Origin of the sequence: Georgenia sp. 311, assembly GCF_006151955.1 — a bacterium.
Lineage (GTDB): Bacteria > Actinomycetota > Actinomycetes > Actinomycetales > Actinomycetaceae > Oceanitalea > Oceanitalea wutianyii.
In genome coordinates, this window is sequence record NZ_VDFS01000013.1 from 1 (window position 1) to 21926 (window position 21926).

Annotated in this window: 20 protein-coding genes and 2 tRNA genes; 16 read left to right on the forward strand and 6 right to left on the reverse strand. The window is 74.5% G+C overall.

Annotated elements, in window-relative coordinates; all coding sequences use genetic code 11:
• A partial coding sequence (locus tag FHE66_RS01320; protein ID WP_369692749.1) for a multicopper oxidase family protein occupies window positions 1-1767 on the forward strand: 1767 nt, incomplete at its 5' end.
• Window positions 1768-1835: 68 nt separating this feature from the next.
• Window positions 1836-2684 carry a hydrolase gene (locus tag FHE66_RS01325; RefSeq protein WP_139071193.1) on the forward strand — a complete coding sequence of 283 codons (849 nt, stop codon included), beginning with the start codon at window positions 1836-1838 and terminating at the stop codon, window positions 2682-2684.
• A gap of 69 nt (window positions 2685-2753) precedes the next feature.
• Here the strand turns inward: FHE66_RS01325 and FHE66_RS01330 are convergent.
• From FHE66_RS01330 to FHE66_RS01345, 4 genes are all read right to left on the reverse strand, one after another.
• Window positions 2754-2826, reverse strand: a tRNA-Glu gene (locus tag FHE66_RS01330).
• A gap of 56 nt (window positions 2827-2882) precedes the next feature.
• Window positions 2883-2954: transfer RNA gene (locus tag FHE66_RS01335), tRNA-Gln, on the reverse strand.
• Window positions 2955-3062: 108 nt separating this feature from the next.
• Entirely contained in the window at window positions 3063-3713 is a 651-nt protein-coding gene (locus tag FHE66_RS01340) for a response regulator transcription factor (RefSeq protein ID WP_139071194.1), read from the reverse strand.
• Window positions 3710-4966: a sensor histidine kinase gene (locus FHE66_RS01345; RefSeq protein WP_139071195.1), complete on the reverse strand. Its 1257-nt coding sequence runs from the start codon at window positions 4964-4966 to the stop codon at window positions 3710-3712. Before FHE66_RS01345 ends, FHE66_RS01340 begins: the two co-directional genes overlap by 4 nt.
• A 130-nt stretch (window positions 4967-5096) precedes the next feature.
• Between FHE66_RS01345 and FHE66_RS01350 the strand changes: the two genes are divergently transcribed.
• Window positions 5097-5810, forward strand: a complete 714-nt coding sequence (locus tag FHE66_RS01350; RefSeq protein WP_168202713.1) for an ABC transporter ATP-binding protein — start codon at window positions 5097-5099, stop codon at window positions 5808-5810.
• The gene (locus FHE66_RS01355; protein ID WP_139071197.1) at window positions 5807-6628 is read left to right on the forward strand and encodes an ABC transporter permease; all 822 of its coding nucleotides are present in this window, start codon (window positions 5807-5809) and stop codon (window positions 6626-6628) included. The genes FHE66_RS01350 and FHE66_RS01355 overlap by 4 nt, the downstream gene beginning before the upstream one ends.
• Window positions 6629-6631: 3 nt before the next feature.
• On the opposite strand, the gene FHE66_RS01360 is transcribed toward FHE66_RS01355, so the two are convergent.
• Complete coding sequence (locus FHE66_RS01360) at window positions 6632-7045, reverse strand: glyoxalase/bleomycin resistance/extradiol dioxygenase family protein (RefSeq protein ID WP_139071198.1); 414 nt, start codon at window positions 7043-7045, stop codon at window positions 6632-6634.
• Window positions 7042-7890 (reverse strand): helix-turn-helix domain-containing protein, encoded by an 849-nt coding sequence (locus FHE66_RS01365; RefSeq protein WP_139071199.1) that lies wholly within the window; start codon window positions 7888-7890, stop codon window positions 7042-7044. The genes FHE66_RS01360 and FHE66_RS01365 overlap by 4 nt, the downstream gene beginning before the upstream one ends.
• Window positions 7891-8114: 224 nt before the next feature.
• Between FHE66_RS01365 and FHE66_RS01370 the strand changes: the two genes are divergently transcribed.
• The 12 genes from FHE66_RS01370 to FHE66_RS01425 form a co-directional block, all read left to right on the forward strand.
• Window positions 8115-8306 (forward strand): helix-hairpin-helix domain-containing protein, encoded by a 192-nt coding sequence (locus FHE66_RS01370; RefSeq protein WP_139071200.1) that lies wholly within the window; start codon window positions 8115-8117, stop codon window positions 8304-8306.
• A 506-nt stretch (window positions 8307-8812) separates the two neighbouring features.
• The gene (locus tag FHE66_RS01375) at window positions 8813-9853 is read left to right on the forward strand and encodes a LacI family DNA-binding transcriptional regulator (protein WP_255303563.1); all 1041 of its coding nucleotides are present in this window, start codon (window positions 8813-8815) and stop codon (window positions 9851-9853) included.
• Complete coding sequence (locus FHE66_RS01380) at window positions 9850-10824, forward strand: carbohydrate ABC transporter permease (RefSeq protein WP_139071201.1); 975 nt, start codon at window positions 9850-9852, stop codon at window positions 10822-10824. The genes FHE66_RS01375 and FHE66_RS01380 overlap by 4 nt, the downstream gene beginning before the upstream one ends.
• 4 nt (window positions 10825-10828) lie before the next feature.
• Window positions 10829-11656 carry a carbohydrate ABC transporter permease gene (locus tag FHE66_RS01385; RefSeq protein ID WP_139071202.1) on the forward strand — a complete coding sequence of 276 codons (828 nt, stop codon included), beginning with the start codon at window positions 10829-10831 and terminating at the stop codon, window positions 11654-11656.
• 43 nt (window positions 11657-11699) lie between these two features.
• Window positions 11700-12980, forward strand: coding sequence for an ABC transporter substrate-binding protein (locus tag FHE66_RS01390; protein WP_139071203.1), 1281 nt, complete (start codon window positions 11700-11702; stop codon window positions 12978-12980).
• A gap of 98 nt (window positions 12981-13078) precedes the next feature.
• On the forward strand, window positions 13079-14242 hold the full coding sequence (locus tag FHE66_RS01395) for an ADP-ribosylglycohydrolase family protein (protein ID WP_255303564.1): 1164 nt from the start codon (window positions 13079-13081) through the stop codon (window positions 14240-14242).
• Window positions 14239-15621 (forward strand): ADP-ribosylglycohydrolase family protein, encoded by a 1383-nt coding sequence (locus FHE66_RS01400; protein WP_139071204.1) that lies wholly within the window; start codon window positions 14239-14241, stop codon window positions 15619-15621. The genes FHE66_RS01395 and FHE66_RS01400 overlap by 4 nt, the downstream gene beginning before the upstream one ends.
• Window positions 15618-16535: a ribokinase gene (locus tag FHE66_RS01405; protein WP_139071205.1), complete on the forward strand. Its 918-nt coding sequence runs from the start codon at window positions 15618-15620 to the stop codon at window positions 16533-16535. Before FHE66_RS01400 ends, FHE66_RS01405 begins: the two co-directional genes overlap by 4 nt.
• A 12-nt stretch (window positions 16536-16547) precedes the next feature.
• Complete coding sequence (locus tag FHE66_RS01410; RefSeq protein ID WP_139071206.1) at window positions 16548-18647, forward strand: SUMF1/EgtB/PvdO family nonheme iron enzyme; 2100 nt, start codon at window positions 16548-16550, stop codon at window positions 18645-18647.
• Window positions 18644-19852 carry a CaiB/BaiF CoA-transferase family protein gene (locus FHE66_RS01415; protein WP_139071207.1) on the forward strand — a complete coding sequence of 403 codons (1209 nt, stop codon included), beginning with the start codon at window positions 18644-18646 and terminating at the stop codon, window positions 19850-19852. The genes FHE66_RS01410 and FHE66_RS01415 overlap by 4 nt, the downstream gene beginning before the upstream one ends.
• A complete protein-coding gene (locus tag FHE66_RS01420; protein WP_139071208.1) occupies window positions 19849-20688 on the forward strand; it encodes a CoA ester lyase in 840 nt (279 codons plus the stop codon). Before FHE66_RS01415 ends, FHE66_RS01420 begins: the two co-directional genes overlap by 4 nt.
• Window positions 20689-20767: 79 nt before the next feature.
• On the forward strand, window positions 20768-21926 hold a 1159-nt coding region (locus tag FHE66_RS01425; protein ID WP_218013579.1), incomplete at its 3' end, for an esterase family protein.

Sequence of the window (21926 nt, forward strand, 5' to 3'; positions counted from 1 at the left end):
CGCGGCGCCCACTACTTCCTCAGCGAGACCTTGCGCAGCGGCCCGGCAGACCTCGAGGTCTGCTACGGCCGTGAGGGCGACGGCGCCGTCGTCGGCGACTGGACCGGCTCCGGCGCCGACACCCTGGGCGTGCGGCGCGGCGCCGAGTACCACCTCGCCCACGGGCTGCGCCCGGGCCAGGCGGACCGCGTCGCCGTCTACGGGCGGCCCGGGGACACCGTCCTCGTCGGCGACTGGGACGGCAACGGGGTGGACTCCCTCGCGGTGCGCCGCACCTCCGGCACCGCGCCTGCCCCGCAGCCCGCGCCGCAGCCCGGCCCGGTCGTCCCCGGCGATCCCCAGGGGCCGACCGACCCGGTGGACCCCGAGCAGCCGGAGGCGGTCTTCGACGAGCCGCTCGCCATCCCGCCGCTCGCCGACTCCGTCGTCGACGAGGACGGCACGCGCGTCTTCCGACTGACCGCGCAGGAGGGCTCGACGTCCTTCCGCGACGGCGTCGACACCGAGACGTGGGGCTTCAACGGCGACTTCCTCGGCCCGACACTGCGGGCCCGGCGCGGTGAGCAGGTGGCCGTGGAGGTCACCAACACGCTGGGGGAGTCGACGAGCGTCCACTGGCACGGCATGCACCTGCCCCCGGAGATGGACGGCGGCCCTCACCAGGAGGTGGCGGCCGGCGGGACCTGGCGGCCCACGTGGCTCATCGACCAGCCCGCCGCCACGCTCTGGTACCACCCCCACCCGCACGGACGCACCGAGAAGCACGTCTACCTCGGCATGTCGGGCATGTTCATCCTCGACGACGACGAGGCGGACGCCGCCGGGCTGCCCAGCGAGTACGGCGTCGACGACATCCCCGTCATCGTCCAGGACAAGTCCTTCACCGAGGACGGCCAGCTCACCATGGCCTCACGCGTCCCGAGCGGCGTCATGGGCGAGACGATCATGGTCAACGGCACCATCGGTGCGGTCCAGGAGGTGAGCACCGAGCTCGTGCGGCTGCGCGTCCTCAACGGCTCGACGCTGCGCACCTACAACTTCGGCTTCGACGACGACCGCACCTTCCAGCTCGTCGGCACCGACGGCGGGCTCCTGGCCGCCCCGCACACGACCACCCGGATCCAGCTCTCCCCCGGTGAGCGGGCCGAGATCGTCGTCGCGATGGAGGCCGGCTCGGAGACGATGCTCCGCTCCTACCCCCAGCAGCTGGGCGTCATCAACGACGCCCAGGGGTACGGCGCCTTCGACACCCTCGACATCCTCCGGCTGGTCGCCGCGGACGACCTCGCGCCGTCGGGGGCCGTCCCGGACGTGCTGCCGGACTACGGCCGGCTCGACGAGGCCGACGTCGCCACCACCCGCACCTTCGTCATGAAGAACCTGCGGATGAACGGCCAGTTCATGGACATGAACCGGATCGACGAGGTCGTCACCGTGGACACCACCGAGGTGTGGGTGGTGCGCAACGAGGACCCGATGCCGCACAACTTCCACATCCACGACGTCCAGTTCGAGGTGCTCTCCGTCGACGGCGCGCCCCCGCCGCCGGAGCTGTCGGGCCGCAAGGACACGATCTACACCGAGCCGGGCCGCGAGTACCGCCTCATCATGCGCTTCGAGCACTACGCCAACCCCGAGATGCCGTACATGTACCACTGCCACCTGCTGCGCCACGAGGACTTCGGGCTGATGGGCCAGTTCGTCGTCGTCGAGCCCGGCACCGAGCCGCCGACGACGCTGCCGGAGGACGGCCACCACGACCACTGACCCCCTCCCGCGGCGGGGCTCCTCCGGCTAGCGTCGTACGCAGCACCGCAGCCTGGAGGAGCCCCGCCATGAGCACAGCCCACCCGCTCCCACCCCTCGCCGAGCACGTCGTGTGCGCGACGTGCGGTGTCGAGCACGGCGACCGTCCACTGCCCGACGTGTGCCTCCTGTGCGCCGACGAGCGCCAGTGGGTGCCCCGGGTCGGCCAGGTCTGGACGACGGTCGGCCGGCTCGCCGAGGAGGGCAGCACCGTCCGCATCGAGGAGCTCGAGCCGGGCCTCGTCGGCCTCACGGCCCGGCCGCGGGTGGGCATCGGGCAGACCGCGACGCTCGTCCTCACCGACGCCGGCAACGTCCTGTTCGACGTGCCCGCCTTCATCGACGACGCCACCGTGGAGGCGGTCGCCGGGCTCGGCGGGATCGCCGCCGTGGTCGCGAGCCACCCGCACATGTACGGGGTGCAGTCGCTGTACAGCCGGGCGTTCGGCGATGCGCCCGTCCTCGTCGCGCGCGCCGACGCGGGGTTCCTCCCGCTGCGGGTACCGGCGGTGCGGCTGTGGGAGACGGCGCACGAGGTCGTGCCCGGGGTGTGGCTGGAGCAGGTCGGCGGGCACTTCCCGGGCAGCACCGTCGCGCACCTCACCGGCGCGGACGGCCGCGGGGTGCTGCTCGCGGGGGACGCGATCTTCCCCGGCCCGGAGGGGTGGTCGGTGAGCTTCCTGCGCAGCTACCCGAACCGCATCCCGCTCTCGGGGGCCGTCGTACGGCGGATCGTCGACCAGGTGGGCCGGCTGAGCTTCGACCGGCTCTACGGCAACCTCGGGGGCGCGGTGCCGGAGCGTGCCCAGGAGGTGGTCCAGGAGTCCGCGCGGCGGTACGTGGCCTGGGTCACGGGCGAGCACGACGACCTCACCTGACCGGGACGGCACCTGACCCAGGACGCGCGAAAGGCCCCCATCCCGTGAGGGATGGGGGCCTTTCTCATGTAGCCCCGACCGGATTCGAACCGGCGCCGCCGCCTTGAGAGGGCGGTGTCCTAGGCCGCTAGACGACGGGGCCTCCTGCGCTTCTTGCCTGGTCAGAGTTTATCGGATCTCCCGACTCGCTCCAAACCGCTGGGGTACCAGGACTCGAACCTAGACTAACTGAACCAGAATCAGTCGTGCTGCCAATTACACCATACCCCATGGGGTATTCCGTCCGCCCGGAGGTGAACGTCGTACCGGGCGGTAACACTACCCGGCACTCGCGGTGGAGCCAAAGCCGGGAGCGGTGGGGGTGGTCACACTCGCCCCTCAGGGGCCCTCGAGCAGCCCGAGGTCCAGGGCTCGCAGGACCGCCCTCGTGCGGTCGCGGACCCCGAGCTTGACGAACACCGCGGACAGGTAGTTCTTCACCGTGCCGGGCGCGAGGAACAGTGCCCCGGAGATCTCGGTGTTGGAGTAGCCGGCGGCCACGAGCCGCAGGACGTCGAGCTCCCTGGGGGTCAGCGGCTCAGGCGCAGCAAGGCCTTCGACCCCCGAGCGGTCGCGCCGGACCGCCCGGAAGAGCCGGTCGGTGAGGCCCGGCTGGAGCAGCGTGCCGCCCCCTGCCAGGACGGTGATCGCCGAGACGAGCTGGTCGAGCGTCACGTCCTTGAGGAGGTAGCCGCGGGCGCCGGCGCGCAGCGCGCGGAGCACGAGCTCGTCGTCGTCGAAGGTCGTGAGGACGAGGACCGGGAGACGGAGATCACGCTCCCGGAGCTCCTCGAGGACGGCGATCCCGTCCCGTCTGGGCATGCGCAGGTCCAGGAGGAGCACGTCGACGTCACCCGCGGCGACGATCGCGAGGGCGTCCTCACCGTCCTCCCCCTCGCCTGTGACGTTGATCTCCTCGCTCAGCGAGAGGAGCCCGACGATGCCCTGGCGGACGAGCGTCTGGTCGTCGACGACGGCGACCCGGATCACGGCGCGACCCGCCCGGCGTCGCGCCCCGCGCCGGCCCGCCCGACGGTGGGGGCACGCGCACCGGGGCGCACCTCGCCCGGCGCGCGCGGCACCGTGACGGTCACGGTGAAACCCTCCCCGGGCGCCGACTCGACCGCCACCCGCCCGCCGAGCGCCCCGACACGCTCGGCCATCCCGGTGAGCCCGTTGCCCGGCACGACCGCCGGGCTCCCCCGCCCGTCGTCGTGGGCGCGCACGGTGAGCGCGCCGTCGTCGTCCTGGACGACCGCCACCTCCAGCCGCCGCGCGCCCGCGTGGCGCAGCGTGTTCGTCGCGATCTCCTGGACGGCGCGGCCCACGGCCAGCGCGACGTCCTGCGCGGGCGGCTCGGGCACCTCGACGGCGAGCGCGACCTCCAGCCCGGGCAGGTCCCCGAGCAGCTCGCGCAGCGTCTCCGCGAGCCGGTGCGGCTCCTCGCGCAGCGCGCTCACCGTCGCGCGCACCTCCCCGAGCAGGCCCTTGGCGACGGCGCGGGCGCGCGCGACGTGCCGCGCCGCCTCCCCCTCGGCGAGGTGCCCGGCGATTTCCAGCTCCAGGGCGAGCGCGGTGAGCTGGTGCCCCACGCCGTCGTGCAGGTCGCGGGCGATGCGCAGCCGCTCTGCGTCGCGGCTCGACGCGGAGAGCAGGGCGGTCGCTGCCCGCAGCTCCGCGTGCGCCGCCCGCAGCTCCTCGTGGGTGGCGCGCAGGCGGCTGTGGGCCCGGTCGAGCTCGGCGCGGCCAGCCGCCTCACGCTCCGCGATGGTGATGACGGCGACGGCGAAGGCCTGGAAGGAGGCGAACGTGCCGGTGAGCGCGAGGACGATGCCGACGTCCGCGCCGCCGAGCACCATCCCCACGGCGACGGCCACGGACTGCACTGCGACGAGGGCGACGAGCCCGCCGCGCCCCACGACCGTCGTCCACGACGCCGCGGTGACGACGAAGAGGGTCGCCATCCAGCTGAGGCCGGGCGCGAGGAACCACACCGCGAGGCCGAGCAGGAGCAGCAGCGGCGCGGCCGGCACCCGCGGCAGGAGCGGACGGCGCACGAGCAGCTCGGCGTCCAGGACGTAGACGAGGACGTAGCCGGCGAGGGCCAGCGACCACGCCGTGAGGGTCGCCGGGGCGGGCTGCCACGCGCCCGTCGCCACCGAGACGAGGGCCGCACCGCCCGCGACCAGCACGGCGGCGAGGCCGGTGAGCGCGCTCGAGCGCGCGTCCGTGGCGTTCGTCACACGGCGATCGTAGAGGGCGGGCCGCACGCGCCGGGGGTGCCATTGGTCATTGCCCGGATGCGGACCTTCCGGCACCACCGCCGGCGGCGCCGTCTCCCTAGCGTCGTCGTCACCAGGAAGGAGCCCGATGATGACCGTTCTCTCGATGACCGACGTCCACAAGCGCTACGGGCCCACGGCCGCGCTGGCCGGGGCCGACCTCGCCGTCCACCGCGGGGAGGTCGTCGCCCTGCTCGGCCCCAACGGCGCCGGCAAGACGACGATGTTCGAGCTGCTGCTCGGCCTCGTGCGGCCCACCTCCGGGCGGGTGCGGGTGCTCGGCGCGGCACCGGGCACGTCCCGGCACCGGGTGGGGGCGATGCTCCAGTCCGCCGGCCTGCCCGAGCAGGTGACCGTCGCCGAGCTCGTCGAGCTCGTCGGCCGGTCCTACCCCCGCCCCCTGCCGACGCCGCAGGTGCTCGAGCGCACCGCCCTCACCGACCGTGCCCGGCGCACCGTCACCGCGCTGTCCGGCGGCGAGCGCCAGCGGCTGCTGCTCGCCATGGCGCTCGTCGGCGCCCCCGAGCTGCTGCTCCTCGACGAGCCGACCGCGGCGATGGACGTCGCCTCGCGGCGGGCGTTCTGGCGGCTCACCCGCGCGAGTGTCGCCGAGGGCGCGACCGTCCTGTTCGCCACCCACGACCTCCTCGAGGCCGAGGCGGTGGCCGACCGCGTCGTCGTCGTCGCCCGGGGGCGCGTGATCGCCGACGCCCCACCCCACGAGCTCGCCGAGCACGACCACCTCGAGGAGGTCTTCCTCGCCCTCACCGAGGAGTCACCCACCGTCGAAGGAGCCTGGCCATGACCCTCACCGTCCCCAACCGCGGCGCCGGGGCCACCGCCCGCCTCGTGCGCTGGCACACGACCGTCCAGCTGCGGTCCTCGTTCCGCAGCGCGGAGTTCGCCGTCGGCGCCATGGCGGTGCCGGTCATCCTCTACGCGATGTTCGGGCTGCCCCGCACCGGCAGCCTGCTGCCCGGCGGCACGCCCGTGACGCTGGCGATGCTCGTGTCGATCGCCTGCTACGGCGTCGTCTCCCTCGCGATCTTCACCTTCGGGGAGGACGTCGCCAAGGAGCGCGGCCGCGGCTGGCCGCGCACGCTCGCCGCGACCCCGCTGCCCCGCTGGGTCGACCTCACCGGCAGGTCGCTCACCGCCGTCGTCCACGCCGCGCTCGTCGTCGGGGCGATGGCCGCGGCGGCGGTGCTCCTGGGGGACGTGCGGCTGCCCGCGAGGACGTGGCTCGTCCTCGTGGCCACGCTCGTCGGCGGGGTGCTGGCCTTCGCGCCGCTCGGCTTCGCGATCGCCTACCTCGCCCGGCCGCGGGCGGCCACCGTCATCGCCAACCTCGTCTTCCTGCCGCTGAGCTTCGCGTCGGGGTTCTTCTTCCCGCTCTCGGAGCTGCCCGACGTCCTCGCCCGGGTCGCGCCGTGGCTGCCCACCTACCACTTCGGGCAGCTCGCCTACCGCACGGTGCTGCCCGCCGAGGACCTCACGTCCTGGACGGGACTGGCGGTGCAGCCGGCGTGGGTGCACGTGGCCTGGCTCGTGGGCTCGGCCGTCGTGCTCGGGTCGGTCGCGCTCCTCGCGGCGCGGCGCGAGGCGGTGACCCGGCGGGGATGAGCCTCACTCCCCGAGGTAGGTGCCCATGCTCCACAGGTTGCCGTCGTGGTCGCGCACGGCGAAGGTCGCGGGGTCGTAGTCCGTGGCGTGGAGCGGGGTGAGGACCTCGACGCCGGCCGCCCGGGCGCGCTGCCAGGCGGCCTCGACGCCGGCGGCGTCCGGAGCGACGACGTACACGCCGGCGGCCCCGAGGGCGCCCCAGTCCCCCGTCTTGCCGCGGGAGCCGAACATGACGCCGCCGTCGCCGTCGGGCCGGCGGGCCTCCCCGTGGACGACTGTGCCGTCGTCCTCGCGGTGCAGGGCCGTGACGACGAAGCCGAGGACGTCGGTGAGGAAGCGGGTGCCGGCGTCGACGTCGGTGAAGCCCACGCTCGGCCAGACGGCGGGGCGGGGTGCGGGAAGGTCGTGGGTGCTCATGGGACCGATGGTCGCGCGGGGCGCGCGGCGGCGTCTTGGACGAATGGGAGCTCCTCGCGCAGCCACGCGGTGATGCTCGTGCCGGTGAGGGAGCGCCACTCCCGGGCGAGGTGCGGCTGGTCGGCATAGCCGCAGGCGACGGCGAGGTCGGCGAGGGGCACGGGCCGGGCGCGCAGGGTGTGCTGGGCGCGTTCGAAGCGCACGACGCGCGCCGCCTCCTTCGGCGTGAGGCCGGTGGCGGCACGGAAGCGCTCACCGAGGTGGCGGCGTCCCCAGCCCACGTGCGCGGCGACTGCCGCCACCGGCGCCGTCCCGTGGCTCACGAGGATGAGGCGCCACGCCTCGGCGACCTCCGCGGCCACGCCCGCCGGGCCGGGCTCCGCTCCCCACCGCCGGGCCGCCAGGCGCTCGAGGAGGACGGTGTCGAGCAGCCGGAAGCGCTCGTCCCACCCGCCCGCGGCGCGGAGACGCTCGACCGTCCGGGCTGCCCGGGCGCCGAGGACGTCGGCGAGGTCGACCGCGCGGTCCCGCAGCTCCCCGCCGGGGACGCCGAGGAGCACGCGCGAGCCGAGCGGGGTCAGCCCGTACTGCAGGCCCTCCTGGGGACCCGAGGCGTCGATGAGCGCAGGGCGGGTGTGCAGGCCGCCGGCCACGCCGTGCGCGCTCACCGGTTCGCCCATCCCGCTGACCGTGAGCGGGGCGAGGAGCTCGACGACGAGCGTGAGGTGACGGGAGGGCAGCCCTCTGTGCACCCCCGTCGGGAAGGCAGGGGCACGGTAGCCGACCGCCGAGGACACCAGTGGCCGCAGCGGCGCCGGCGGGACGTGCGTCACGAGCCCGGACACCCCTCCATGGTGCCCCGCCCCCGCCCCACCGTCGAGGGTGCCCGGTGCCCTGCTGCCCGCCCGCCCTCTCCGCGCACAGTGCCTGTGCCGTGACCCGGCACAGGGCGCGGGCCGGTACCCGCGACGCGATGACACCCGTCCTGCTCGGCAGCGGCCGGGAGGTGCGGCACCCTGACGTCGGGAAAACCGGTGCACCGGGCGCACACGCCGGGCACCCTGTGGTCGTGAGCACCCACGAGCTGCCCGCGGTCGGAGCCCCCGCGAAGCGCGCGCTCACGCAGGCCGGCGTGAGGACGCTCGAGGACGTCGCCGCGTGGTCGGAGGACGACCTGCTCGCCCTGCACGGCGTCGGACCACGTGCCGTCCGGATCCTGCGCGAAGCCCTCGCCGAGCACGACCTCTCCCTCGCCGACTGACCCCAACCCAGCCCTCCAAGCACCTCGCACCCGCCCAGCCCCCACCCGCGACAGCCGACTTCCGCACGACAGCCGACTTCCGCTCACCCGGCTCGAGACGGCGTCCACCAGCACAAGGTGTGGACTCATCGACCTCTGAGGTCCACGTATCCACACTCAAGGGTCCGAGTCGCCGAGCAGGGAGCGTCAGGGGCGGGGACGAACGGGCACAACTCCGCTCTCGCGCAGAAGTCGGCTCTCGCGCACAAGTCGGCTCGCGCGCACAACTCCGCTCTCGCGCACAACTCCGCTCTCGCGCAGAAGTCGGCTCTCGCGCAGAAGTCGGCTCTCGCGGGAGAAGCGGGCCGGCGGGCGGGGCACGGTGGGCAGGCGGGCGGACGGGTTGACAAGGTCTCCCGGGCGGTGCCAGGATCCCGGCAGTCGGAATCGTTTCCAAGGCCGCCAGGACGCGGTTGGAAACGATTCCGGATCAGCAACGGTGCACAGCCAATGGAGGTGACTCGACGGTGACGTCCCAACGCGCGACCCTCATCCAGGTCGCCGAGCTCGCCGGGGTCTCCCTCGCGTCGACGTCGCGGGCGCTGCACGGCACGGGCGCCAGCCCGGCCATGGTCGAGCGGGTCCGCGCCGCGGCCGCCGAGCTCGGCTACAGCCCCCAGATGATGGGCCGCTCGCTGCGCATGAAGCGCACCTTCCAGGTGGCCTTCGCCGTCGCGGACATCGGCAACCCGGTCTACACCGAGATGCTCACCGCCCTGCACGGCGTGCTCGCCCCCCACGGCTACCGCGTCGTCGTCATGTCGACCGGCGACTCCCTGTCCTCCACCATCGACCTCGTCCGCAGCCTCGACGGCGGGTTCGTCGACGGGATGATCATCAGCCCGCTGCGCCTCGACGACACCTTCGTCAGCGCCGTGGAGAAGGCGGCGGTGCCGGTCGTCGTCATCGGCCGCTCGCTCGCCGAGCACGGCATCGACTCCGTCTCCACCGACTCCGCCGGCGGCATCGCGCTGGCCGTCGAGCACCTCGTCGCGACCGGACGACGGCGCATCGGGTTCCTCAACGGCCCGCTCGACACCACCCCGGGTGAGGCCCGGCAGCGCGGCTTCGACGCCGCGACCGCATCCCCATCCTTCGGGACGGAGGTCGCCGGCACCCAGGTCGCGGACGACTTCACCGTCGCCGCGGGCGTCGCGGCCGCCCACCGGCTGCTGGACTCCGCTCCCGACGCCGTCGTCGCCGCCAACGACCTCCTCGCCATCGGCGCCATCCGCGCCGCGGGCGAGCGGGGGCTCACGGTGCCCGGCGACCTCGCCGTCACCGGCATGGACGACACCGAGCTCGGCCGGGTCTTCCAGCCGAGCCTCACCAGCGTCTCCCTCGGGTCCGGCCGCCGCGGCCGGCTCGCCGCCGAGCTCATGCTCGGCCTGCTCGACGACGACGCCGAGCGGGGCCGCTACCTGCTCGTCGGACCCGAGCTCATGGTGCGCGAGTCCTCGGTGGACACCCGGCGCCACCCCACCACCACCGACAAGGAGGACGCATGACGGCACCCACCCTCGCCGCGGGGGCCAACCCGCGCGTGCCCGCACCCCGCCCGAGCCGGGGCTCGGGCCGGCGGCGCAGCGGGCTCGAGCGCGCCAGGCGACGTGAGGCCGCGGCCCTCGTCATCCCGTCGCTCATCCCGATCCTCGTCCTCAGCGTCGCGCCGCTCATCATCGGCGTGGCCCTCGCGTTCACCGACGCGCGCCTCGTGCGCAACCCGGAGTACACGTTCGTCGGGGTCGACAACTTCAGCCGCCTCGCGGCGAACTCCTTCTTCTGGGACTCCTTCCGCATCGGCATGGTCTGGGCGGTGTCGGTGACGCTGCTCCAGCTGCTCGCCGCGCTCGGACTCGCGCTGCTGCTCAACTCGGGGCTGCGCTTGCAGGGCCTGACCCGGGTGCTCGCCCTCATCCCGTGGGCGATGCCCCCGGTGGTCGTGGCGATCATGTGGCAGATGATCTACTCGCCCAACGCCGGGCCGCTCAACGCCGCGCTCGGCGCGGTGGGCCTGCCGGACGACATCAACTGGCTGGCCGACTTCTCCACCGCACTGCCGGCCGTCATCGTCGTCGGCGTGTGGGTCGGCATGCCGCAGACCACCGTCACCCTCCTCGCCGGCCTCCAGCAGATCCCGGGCGAGCTCAACGAGGCGGCGTCGATGGACGGCGCCAGCGCCTGGCAGCGGTTCACCGCCGTCACGTGGCCGAGCCTGCGGCCCATCGTCACCTCGATCACGTCGCTGAACTTCATCTGGAACTTCAACTCCTTCTCCCTGGTCTACGTCCTCACCGAGGGCGGACCGGGCGGCCGGACGATGCTCCCGATGCTCTTCACCTACCTCGAGGCCTTCAAGAACCGGAACATCGGCTACGCCGCGGCGATGGGCGTCGTCCTCGTCGTCGTCGTCGTCATCCTCCTCACCGTCTACCTGTGGTCGCAGTTCCGCGAGGACCGCACCGGGAAGAAGGGCTGAACGCGTGCGCACCCTCATCCGTCCCGCCCAGTACGCGGCGCTGGTCGCCTACATCGTCTTCCTCGGGTTCCCACTGCTGTGGCTCATGTCGGCCTCGCTGAAGTCCTCCGGTGAGCTCAACTCGCTGTCGATCAGCCTCATCCCGCAGGAGTGGCACTGGGAGAACTACTCCCAGGCGCTCGCCCGCCAGGGCCTGGTCCGGTCCGCGGCGAACAGCACCGCGGTCGCCCTCGTCTCCACGGTGCTCGTCATCGTCATCGCGATGCCGGCCGCCTACGTCCTCGCGCGGCTCAAGGGCAAGGTCCGCGCCGCCGGGATCGGCTGGATCCTGGTGAGCCAGGTGTTCCCGGTCATCCTCATCATCCTGCCGCTGTTCCTCATCCTGCGGACCCTGGGCCTCACCGACAGCCTCGTCGGCCTCACCCTCGTCCACACGACCTACACGCTGCCCTTCGCGCTGTGGATGCTCCAGGGCTACGTCACGGGCATCCCCACGGACCTCGAGGAGGCGGGCTCGATGGACGGCGCGCCCCGCGTGCGGGTGCTGCGCTCGATCGTCTTCCCCCTCCTGCTGCCCGGCGTCGTCGCCACAGCGATGTTCTCCTTCGTCTCCTCGTGGAACGAGTTCTTCTTCGCCCTCGTCCTGCTCCAGTCCCCGGAGAACTACACCCTGCCCATCACGCTGAAGATGTTCATCGGCGGCGAGGGCAAGGTCGCGCTCGGCCCGCTGGCGGCCGGCTCGGTGCTCGCCGCGATCCCGAGCATCGTCTTCTTCTCGATCATGCAGCGAAAGCTCACCGGCGGGCTCCTCGCCGGTGCCGTCAAGGGCTGACCCCGAACCTTCCTCCCCATCCCACCCCTGAAAGGTCAACCACATGAAGATCCGTGGAGCTTCCACAGTCGCATGCCTCACGATCGCCGCGCTCACCCTCGCCGCCTGCGGCGGCGGGGACGACGGCGGCAGCGCGGACGGCCCGGTGACCCTCACCTTCCAGTCGCTCTCCGACCAGCCGGCCGCCATCGCGGCCACCGAGGCCATCGTCGCCGAGTGGAACGAGGCCAACCCCGACGTCCAGGTCGAGATCGTCCCCGCGGGCTGGGACGGCATCTACGACAAGCTCATCACCCAGTTCAACGGCGGCGCCGCACCGGACGTCATCCACTACGAGGCCGCGAGCATCGTCCCCTTCGCGGCCGACGGCTACCTCGCCGACCTCTCGGAGTACATGTCCGACGAGCGCCGCGAGGACATCCCCGAGGGCATCCTCGACGCCGTGACCGTCGACGGCGAGGTCATCGCCTACCCCACCGAGCTGCAGTCCTACATGGTCTTCGCGAACACCGCGATGCTCGAGGCGGCGGGCGTGGAGATCCCCTCCGGCGAGACGATGACGTGGGACGAGCTGCGCGAGCTGGCGCAGGCGACGACGACCGACGGCGTCCACGGGCTGGGCTGGGGCCTGGCGAGCCCGACCGCGGCGTTCATGTCCTTCGCCCCCGGCTTCGGCGGGACCTTCTTCGAGGGCACCGGCGCCGACGCGTCGCTCACCATCGGCGAGGGTGAGCTGTCCGTGCCCGAGCTCGTCCACACGATGGCGTTCGAGGACCAGACGATCCTGCCGGTCACCCTCACCCAGTCCGGCTCGGAGACCCTCGCCTCCTTCTACGGCGAGCAGATCGCGATGACGATCCAGGGCTCCTTCCAGGCCGCGAACATCGCCACCGACGCCCCCGAGGGCCTCGAGTGGACCGTGCTGCCCCCGCTCGCCGGCCCCGACGGCGCCGGGCAGGCCGCCAACCCGCAGACGCTGTCGGTGAACATCGACTCCGAGCACATCGAGGAGTCCGCGGCGTTCATCGAATTCTTCACCGAGACGGAGAACCTCGCGGCCCTCAACGAGGCCGACGCCCTCATCCCGGCCACGACGTCCGCGCAGGAGCTCATGGCCGAGCAGCTCGGTGACGAGAACGGCTGGGCGACCATCCTGTCCTCCGGCCAGCACCTCGTCTCGGCGCCGTACCTCTTCGTCGACGCCTACGCGCAGTGGAAGGACACCGTGGCGACCCCCGCCTTCCAGCGCTACCTCGCGCAGGAGATCGACGCCGACGGCCTCGCCGGCCAGCTCGAGGACGGCTGGGCCGAGATCACCGGCTGAACCGACGCCCGCGGTGGTGGCCTGGCGCCACCACCGCGGGCCACCACCGCATCACCGCACCGGACCGTAGGACGAACGAACGAGCAGGGAGCAGATCCGTGAGCTGGCTGGACGACCGATGCATGGCGGTGATCACCGGCGCCGCCGTCGGAGACGCCCTGGGGGGAGCCACCGAGGGGTGGACCCCGGAGCAGATCGAGGAGCGGCACGGTGGCCGGGTGCGGGGCATCGTCGGCCCCTGGTACGAGAACTGGCGTACCGCGCGCCCGATCGCGCCGTACCACAAGGGTGACGGGCACATCACCGACGACACCCTCATGACGCGGGCGCTCGTCGAGGTCTACGCCAAGCGGCGGGCGCACCTCGACGCGTACGCCGTCGCCGAGGACCTCGTCCCGCTGATGATCGGTGAGCCGCGCTGGATCCCCGAGCTGGAGGACGAGGCGCTCATCCTCCAGCGGGTCTTCCTCGCCGAGAAGTGGATCGTCGCCCGCCTGCACTACGGGCACGTCGACCCGCGCGAGGCGGGCGTGGGCAACGTCGTCAACTGCGGTGCCGCGATGTACATGGCGCCCGTCGGCCTGGCCAACGCCGGGGACCCGCGGGCCGCCTACGCCGAAGCGATCGACGTCGCCGGGGCGCACCAGTCGAGCTACGGCCGGGAGGCGGCGGGCGTGTTCGCGGCGATGGTCGCAGCAGCCGTCGCCCCCGGCGCGAGCGTCGACGACGTCGTCCGGGCGGCCCTGGACGTCGCCCACGACGGGACGGCGGACGCGCTGCGGGCCGTCGTCGACGCCGTCGCCGGGCGCGAGGTCCCCGCCGACGACGACGGCGAGCGCGAGCTGGCCCGCGTCGTGCGCGAGGCCGTGGCCCCCTACGACTCGGTGGGCCCGGAGTACCGGCAGATGTCGATGGACGCCCGCCGGCCCTCCCGCACGAAGTCCATCGAGGAGCTGCCCGCGGCGCTCGGCTTCGTCCTCGGCCACCGCGGCGACTTCCGCGGCGCCGTGCTCGGCGCGGTGAACTACGGCCGCGACGCCGACTCGATCGCCGTCATGGCCGGCGCCGTGTGCGCGGGCCTCGGCGGCACCGAGGTCGTGCCCACCGAGTGGCTGGACGAGATCGAGCGCGCGAGCCGCACGGACGTGCGGGCCACCGGCCGACTCATGGCCGACGCCGCCCGGGACGTCCTGCGCGCCGACGCCGAGCGTGCCCGCGCCCGGGCCGAGGCGCTCGCCGGCCTCGCCGAGGTGCCGGCATGAGGCTGACCTGGGCCCAGCCCGAGGACCTCCTCGCCCACGAGCTCGTCCAGGCGGCCGCCGAGGGCACGGACGTCTCCGGCGTCCGCGCCCGCTGGGTGGCCGCGGGCGGGGACCCGGTGCCCGCCGTGAGCGGCGCCGGGCCCGTGCCCGCTCCCCCGGCGCTGCGGCAGCTCGCCCGCGACCTGCTCGCCGAGCTCGCCGCGACGCCCGCTCCGCCCGCCCCCGCCGAGCCGGACGGCTGGGAGGAGATCGTCGCGCTCCTGCCGTCGGCGCCGCAGCTGCCCGGGCTGCCCAGCCAGGACGCCTACCGCGAGCGGGTGCTCGGTGCGTGGACCGGCCGCGCCGCCGGCTGCCTGCTCGGCAAGCCGGTGGAGAAGATCCCGCGGCAGGGCATCGAGGAGATCCTCCGGTCCACCGGTCGCTGGCCGCTGGACCGCTGGTTCACCGCGGTGGGCCTGCCCGAGGACGTCGCCGCCCGCTGGCCGTGGAACCGACGCTCGGCCCCGACGTCGCTGGAGGAGAACATCTCCGGCATGCCGGAGGACGACGACCTCAACTACCCGATCCTCGCGCTGCTCCTCCTCGAGCGGCACGGCCACGCCTTCACCACCGAGGACGTCGCCCAGCTGTGGCTCGACCACCTGCCGGCCGGGCGGGTGTTCACCGCCGAGCGCGCCGCCTACCGCAACATCCTCGACGCCCGCCCGGTGCCGGAGACCGCCACCCACCTCAACCCGTTCCGCGAGTGGATCGGCGCGCTCATCCGCACCGACCTCCTCGGCTGGGTGCTGCCCGGCGACGTCCGCGGCGCGGCCCGCCTCGCGTGGGCGGACGCCCGCCTCAGCCACACCCGCAACGGCCTGTACGGCGCCATGTGGGCGGCGGCTCTCGGCGCCGCGACGACGGTCTGCACGAGCGTGGAGGACGTGCTCGACGCCGCCGACGCCGTCGTCCCGCCGGGCAGCCGGCTGGCCGACGCCGTCCGGCTCGGGCGCGAGCTCGGCGCCGCGTGCGACGGCAGCGAGCCGGCCGTGCGCGAGGCGCTGGACCGGCTGCACGCCGCCTACGGCGACCTCCACTGGGTGCACGTCCTCAACAACGCCGCGACCATCGCCTTCGCTCTCACGGCGGGCCGCGGCGACTTCGGCCGCAGCGTCTGCCTCGCCGTGACGGCAGGCTGGGACACCGACTCCGCGGGCGCCACGGTGGGCGCCGTCGTCGGCGGGCTGCTCGGCGTCCCGGGCATCGGGGAGCAGTGGACCGGCCCGCTGGAGGGCCGCATCGCCACCTCGCTGCCCGGCGGCGAGCAGCGCATCACCGACCTCGCCGACCGCACCGTGGCCCTGGCCGCCTCCCTCACCGCGGAGGTGGCCCGATGAGCGTGACGCCGCGCGGGAAGGTCGTCGTCGTCGGCTCGGCGAACGTCGACCTCGTCGTGCCCGTGCCCCGCCACCCCGGTGGCGGGGAGACGGTCCTCGGCGGGTCGCTCGCCCGCCACCCGGGCGGCAAGGGCGCCAACCAGGCCGTCGCCGCCGCGCGCGCCGGCGGGGCGGACACGACCTTCCTCGGCGCCCTCGGCCAGGACGAGTCCGCCGACCTGCTCCGCGCCTCGCTCGAGGGCGCGGGGGTGCGCACCGACCTCCTCGAGCGGGTGGCCGAGCCCACCGGCACCGCCCTCATCACCGTCTCCCCCGACGGCGAGAACGCGATCGTCGTCGCCCCCGGGGCGAACTCCCTCGTCGCCGTCGGGCCCGAGCAGGCCGAGCGCCTCGCCGTCGCCGACGTCGTCCTCGCCCAGCTGGAGATCCCGGTCGAGGCCGTCGCCGCCGCGGCCGCGGCCCGCCGCCCCGGCGCGCTCCTCGTGCTCAACGCGGCCCCCTCGCGCGACCTGCCCGCGGACCTGTGGCCCGCCGTCGACGTCCTCGTCGTCAACGAGCACGAGGCCGCCGACCTCACGGGCGACGACGACGCCGAGCCCTCCGCGCTCGCCCGCCTGCTCCTCGAGCGGGTCCCCGCCGTGGTCATCACCCTCGGCGGCGCGGGCAGCCTCGTCGCCGAGCGTGGCGGCGAGCCGGTCGCCGTGCCCGCGTTCCCCGTCGACCCGGTCGACACGACGGGCGCCGGCGACACCTTCTGCGGCGTGCTCGCCGCCTCCCTCGCCCAGGGCTCCACACTCGTGGACGCCGCCCGGCTCGCCGCCGCGGCAGGTGCGCTGGCGACCACCGCGCCGGGCGCCCAGGAGTCCGTCCCCACCGCGACGGCCGTCGCGGACCTCGTGCAGCGACACCGCTGAGAGAAAGGCGTCATGTACACGTTCGACCCGCTCGTCCCGCGCCCCATCGACCGGCCCACCGAGGTCCCGCTCGGCGGCCTCACCGCCGAGCAGCACGCGGCGCTGGACGAGGCGAAGATCTTCGTCGGCCCCGCCGACCCGGCCGACCGCCCGGCGTGGCGCGAGACGCTGGACCGCTGGCGGGAGGACGCCCGGGTGCGGCACGGGTACGTGGGCAGCGCCTACGCCCGGCCGCAGGCGGCGTGGGCGGCGCGCTGCCACACGGTCGCTCAGGTGTGGCTGTGGGACGAGCTGCTCTACTCCTTCGAGGAGCACCGCTTCACCCCCGAGCGCTTCCTCGCCGACGCCCGCGAGCGCTTCGGCGGGCTCGACGCCGTCGTGCTCTGGCACGCCTACCCGGTCATCGGGATCGACGACCGCAACCAGTGGGACTACTACCGCGACGTCCCCGGGATCGTCGAGCTCGTGCGCGACCTGCACGAGGCCGGGCTGCACGTCTTCGTCGACTACAACCCGTGGGACACCGGCACCCGCCGTGGGAACGACGACGTCACCGAGCTCGCCGACGTCGTCTCCTGGCTCGGCGCCGACGGTGTCTTCCTCGACACCCTGAAGAAGGCCGAGCCCGAGCTCGTCGCCCGCCTGGAGGAGGCCCGGCCGGGCATCGTCCTGGAGGGCGAGTCGAAGCTGCCGGTCGAGCGGATCGAGGACCACTCCTCCTCGTGGGCGCAGTTCTTCGCCGACTCCCCCGTGCCGGGCGTGCTGCGCGCGCACTGGTACGAGCGGCGCCACATGCAGCACCACGTCCGCCGCTGGCACCGCGACCACTCCGAGGAGCTGCAGTCCGCGTGGCTCAACGGCGTGGGCGTCATGGTGTGGGAGGTCGTCTTCGGCGTGTGGGTCGGGTGGACGGCGCGCGACGCCGCGACCGTGGCGCGGATGGTCGCCGTCCAGCGCGCCGCCGGGGACGTCCTCCTCGAGGGCGAGTGGACCCCGCTCGCCGAGCTCACGCCCGCCGCGGAGGCCGCGCGGGTCTACGCCTCCCGCTGGGAGCTCGGCGGCCTCACCCTGTGGACCCTGGTCAACCGGGGCACCGAGGACTGGACCGGGCAGGTCGTGGCGCCCGGCGCCGGGGGCCGCTTCGTCGCGCTCACCGACGGCGGGGCGGACACCACCGAGGTCACCGTGCCCGGCCGCGGCGTCGCCGCGCTGCTCCACCTCGCCGAGGGCACGCCCGAGCCGGAGTGGCTCGCCCCGCTCCTCACCGAGCTCGCCCGGCGCCCGCACGACCCCGACGCCCGCTTCCCCCACCGCCTCGCCCACCGCCTCCCCCCAGCCACCCCCACCCCCACCCCCGCCGACGCCGCCACCCCCACCCCCGGCACCACCCCCACCCCCGCCGACAGCGGACTTCCGCACGACAGCCGAGTTCTGCGCGACAGCGGAGTTCCGCACGGCGCGGAGCCCGACGCCGTCGTCGTGCCCGCCGGGGAACACGTCCTCACCGTGCGCCACCGCGCGCGGGAGACGGGCATGTACCAGGGCGCGCCGTACGTCGACGAGTGGAAGCCGCTGCCCCCGCGCCTGCACGATGCGCGCACCCTCCAGCGCGAGACCGCCCTGCCCGTGCCGGTCGCCGTCGCCGTGAGCGAGGTGACGAACGCGCAGTTCGCCGAGTTCCTCGCCGCGACCGGCTACCGGCCCGCGTACGCGCACCGGTTCCTCGCGCACTGGGTCGACGGACGGCCCGCGCCCGGGACCGAGGACGAGCCCGTCACCCACGTCGACCTCGACGACGCCCGCGCCTACTGCGCGTGGCGCGGCGGACGCCTGCCCACCGAGGACGAGTGGCAGCTCGCGGGCGAGACCGGCGAGCTGCACCGCGGCACCCCCGCGGTGTGGAACTGGACCGAGAGCGAGCACAGCGACGGCCGCACCCGGTTCGTCATGCTCAAGGGCGGCAGCGACTACCGCGCCGAGGGCTCGGACTGGTACGTGGAGGGCGGGGTGCACGCCCCGGACCACTCCCTCAAGCTCCTCCTGCCCGGGCTCGGGCTCGCCAGAGCCGCGACCGTCGGCTTCCGCTGCGCATGGGACGAGGTGGCCCGATGACCGTCTCCCGGGACGCCGCCGCCGGGCCGCTCCACGGCCTTCGCGTCGTCGACGCCTCCACGCTCTTCGCCGGCCCGATGGCCGCGATGCACCTCGGTGACCTCGGCGCCGACGTCGTCAAGGTCGAGCACCCGGCCAAGCCGGACCCCTCCCGCGGGCACGGCGCCGCGAAGGACGGCGTCAACCTCTGGTGGAAGACGCTGGGCCGCAACAAGCGGACGGTGACGGCGAACCTCGGCAGCGAGGGCGGCCGCGAGGTGTTCCTCGCGCTGGCCGCGGAGGCCGACGTCGTCATCGAGAACTTCCGTCCGGGCACCCTCGAGCGGTGGGGGCTCGGCTACGAGGAGCTCTCTGCCGCCAACCCGCGCCTCGTGCTCGCCCGGGTGAGCGGGTTCGGCCAGGTCGGCCCGTACCGGACCCGGCCCGGCTTCGGCACGCTCGCCGAGGCGATGAGCGGCTTCGCCGCGATGACCGGGGAGCCGGACGGTCCCCCGACGCTGCCGCCGTTCGGCCTGGCCGACGGCGTCGCCTCGCTGGCCACGGCGTTCGCCGTCATGGTCGCCCTCCAGGCGCGTGAGCGCACCGGGCGCGGCCAGGTCGTCGACCTCGCGATCATCGAGCCGATCCTCGCGATGCTCGGCCCGCAGATCACCCGGTGGGACCAGCTGCGGACCGTGCAGCCGCGCACCGGCAACCGCTCGGCGAACAACGCCCCGCGCAACACCTACCGCACCCGCGACGGCCAGTGGGTGGCGGTCTCCACCTCCGCCCAGTCGATCGCCGAGCGGGTCATGCGGCTCGTCGGACGGCCCGAGCTCATCGACGAGCCGTGGTTCGCGCGCGGCGCGGACCGGGCCCAGCACGCCGACGTCCTCGACGAGGCGGTCGGCGGGTGGATCGCCGAGCGCACCCGGGACGAGGTGGTCGCCGCCTTCGAGGAGGCCCAGGCGGCCGTCGCCCCGATCTACGACGCGCAGGACATCGTCGCCGACCCGCAGTTCCAGGCGCTGGGCACCATCCACGAGATCGAGGACCCGGAGCTCGGGCCGATGCTCATGCAGGGCCCGCTCTTCCGGCTCTCCGACGCCGAGGGCGTCATCCGCTTCACCGGCCGCCCGCACGGCGCGGACACCGATGAGGTGCTCGGCGAGCTCGGCTTCACCCCCGAGCGGATCGCCGGGCTGCGCGCGGAGGGGGCGGTATGACCGACCTCGCGCCGCTCACGCTGCTCTACGTCCCCGGTGACCGGCCCGACCGGGTGGCCAAGGCGCTGGCCTCGGCGGCCGACGCCGTCGTCGTCGACCTCGAGGACGCCGTCGCCCCCGCCGCCAAGGCTGCGGCGCGTCAGCACGTCGCCCGGCTCCTCGCCGACCTCCCGGCCGGCCGCCGGGTGCAGGTCCGGGTCAACGCGGCGGGCACCCCCTGGCACGAGGAGGACGTCGCCGCCGTCGCCGCCCTGCCCGCCGCCGTCGGTCTGCGGCTGCCCAAGGCCCAGGACCCCGACGCCGTCGCGGCGCTCACGGACCGGGTCGCCGGGCGTGGGCTGCACCTGCTCGTCGAGTCGGCGCTCGGTGTCGAGCGCGCCTTCGCGCTCGCCTCGACGCCGGGCACCGCCTCGATCGGGCTCGGGGAGGCGGACCTGCGCTCGGAGCTGCGGGTGGACGACGACGCCGGGCTCACCTGGGCGCGCAGCCGCGTCGTCGTCGCCGCGCGGGCCGCCGGGCTGCCCTCCCCGGCGATGTCGGTCTACCCGCACGTCCGAGACCTCGCCGGGCTCGCCGAGTCCTGCCGGGCAGGACGCCGGCTCGGGTTCAGCGGGCGGGCCGCGATCCACCCTGCGCAGCTCGAGCCGATCCGCGCGGCGTTCCTGCCGAGCGAGCAGGAGGTCGAGCGGGCGCGCACCGTCGTCGAGCGCGTGACGGGGGCGGCCGCGGTGGGCACGGGTGCCCTCGCGCTGCCCGACGGCACCTTCCTCGACGTCGCCATGGTCGAGCGCGCCCGCGCGACGATCGCCCTCGCCGAGCAGCACGGCACGACCTGACCGCCCCGTCTCCCGGCCCTTTCGCCGGACCCTGTCGCGGGCGAGGACGCCCGCGGTCACCACTCACCGAGGAGTACCGATGACACCACCCCGCCCCTCCCGGCGACTCGCCGTCGCGGCGGCCGTCGCCGTCGTGGCGACCGCCGGGGTCTCCCTCTCGCTGCCCGCGCTCGCGGCCGAGACCGGGACGCTCGTCGATGCCCGCGCCACCGGCACCGCCGCCGGACCGGTCGACTACACGGTCTACCTGCCCCCGGGCTACGACGACGGCACCGACCGCTACCCCACCGTCTACCTCCTCCACGGCCGCGGCGACACGCAGGCGGCCTGGCAGCGGGTGGCCGGGGACCTCGACGACCTCATCGTCTCCGGTGAGCTCCAGCCGGTCATCGCCGTCATGCCCGACGCGCCGTGGAACGACCGCGGCAGCTGGTACACCGACTCGCTGTACACCGGGGACGCCCCCTCCGGCCCGGGCGTGCCGGTGGAGACGGCCCTGGCCGAGGACCTCGTCGCGCACGTGGACGCCACGTACCGGACGGTCGCGCACCGCGAGGCACGCGCCGTCGGCGGGTACTCGATGGGTGGGGCGGGTGCGCTGCGGCTCGCCCTGGCCCACCAGGAGGACTTCTCGGCGGGCATCGTGCTCAGCCCGGCCGCGTACGTGCCCCAGCCCCCCGCCGACTCCTCCGTCCGCGACTACGGTGGCTACGGCGTCGGCGACTCGCTGTTCGACGCCGACCGGTACACCGAGCTGTCCTACCCGGCCGCGCTCGAGGCCCTCGACCCGGCGCTGCCCGTCCACCTGTTCGTCGCCGTCGGTGACGACGAGTGGCCCAACCCGGACCCGGCCGAGGCGCGCCACGACATCGACTTCGAGTCCGCCCAGCTCTACAACACCGCGCGGCGCGTGCCGGGCGTGACGGCGGAGCTGCGGATCATGGACGGCGGCCACGACTGGGACGTGTGGCAACCCGCCTTCCGCGAGGCGATCCTCGACGTCGGCCAGCGGCTGCGCACCCAGCCCGCCGCCGGCTGGGACGCCGAGCTGCTCGGCTCCGCAGGTGACGACCGCGCGGGCGGGATCGTCGAGACGGCCGACGGCGGGACGGTCGTCGCCCTCAACCTCGCCGGCGCCTGGGACGGCTACGAGCCGGCCGGCGCGATGGACACCCTCGTCGTCCGCCGGGCGGCGGACGGCACGGAGACGTGGCGCCACGCCGTCGCGACGGCGGCGA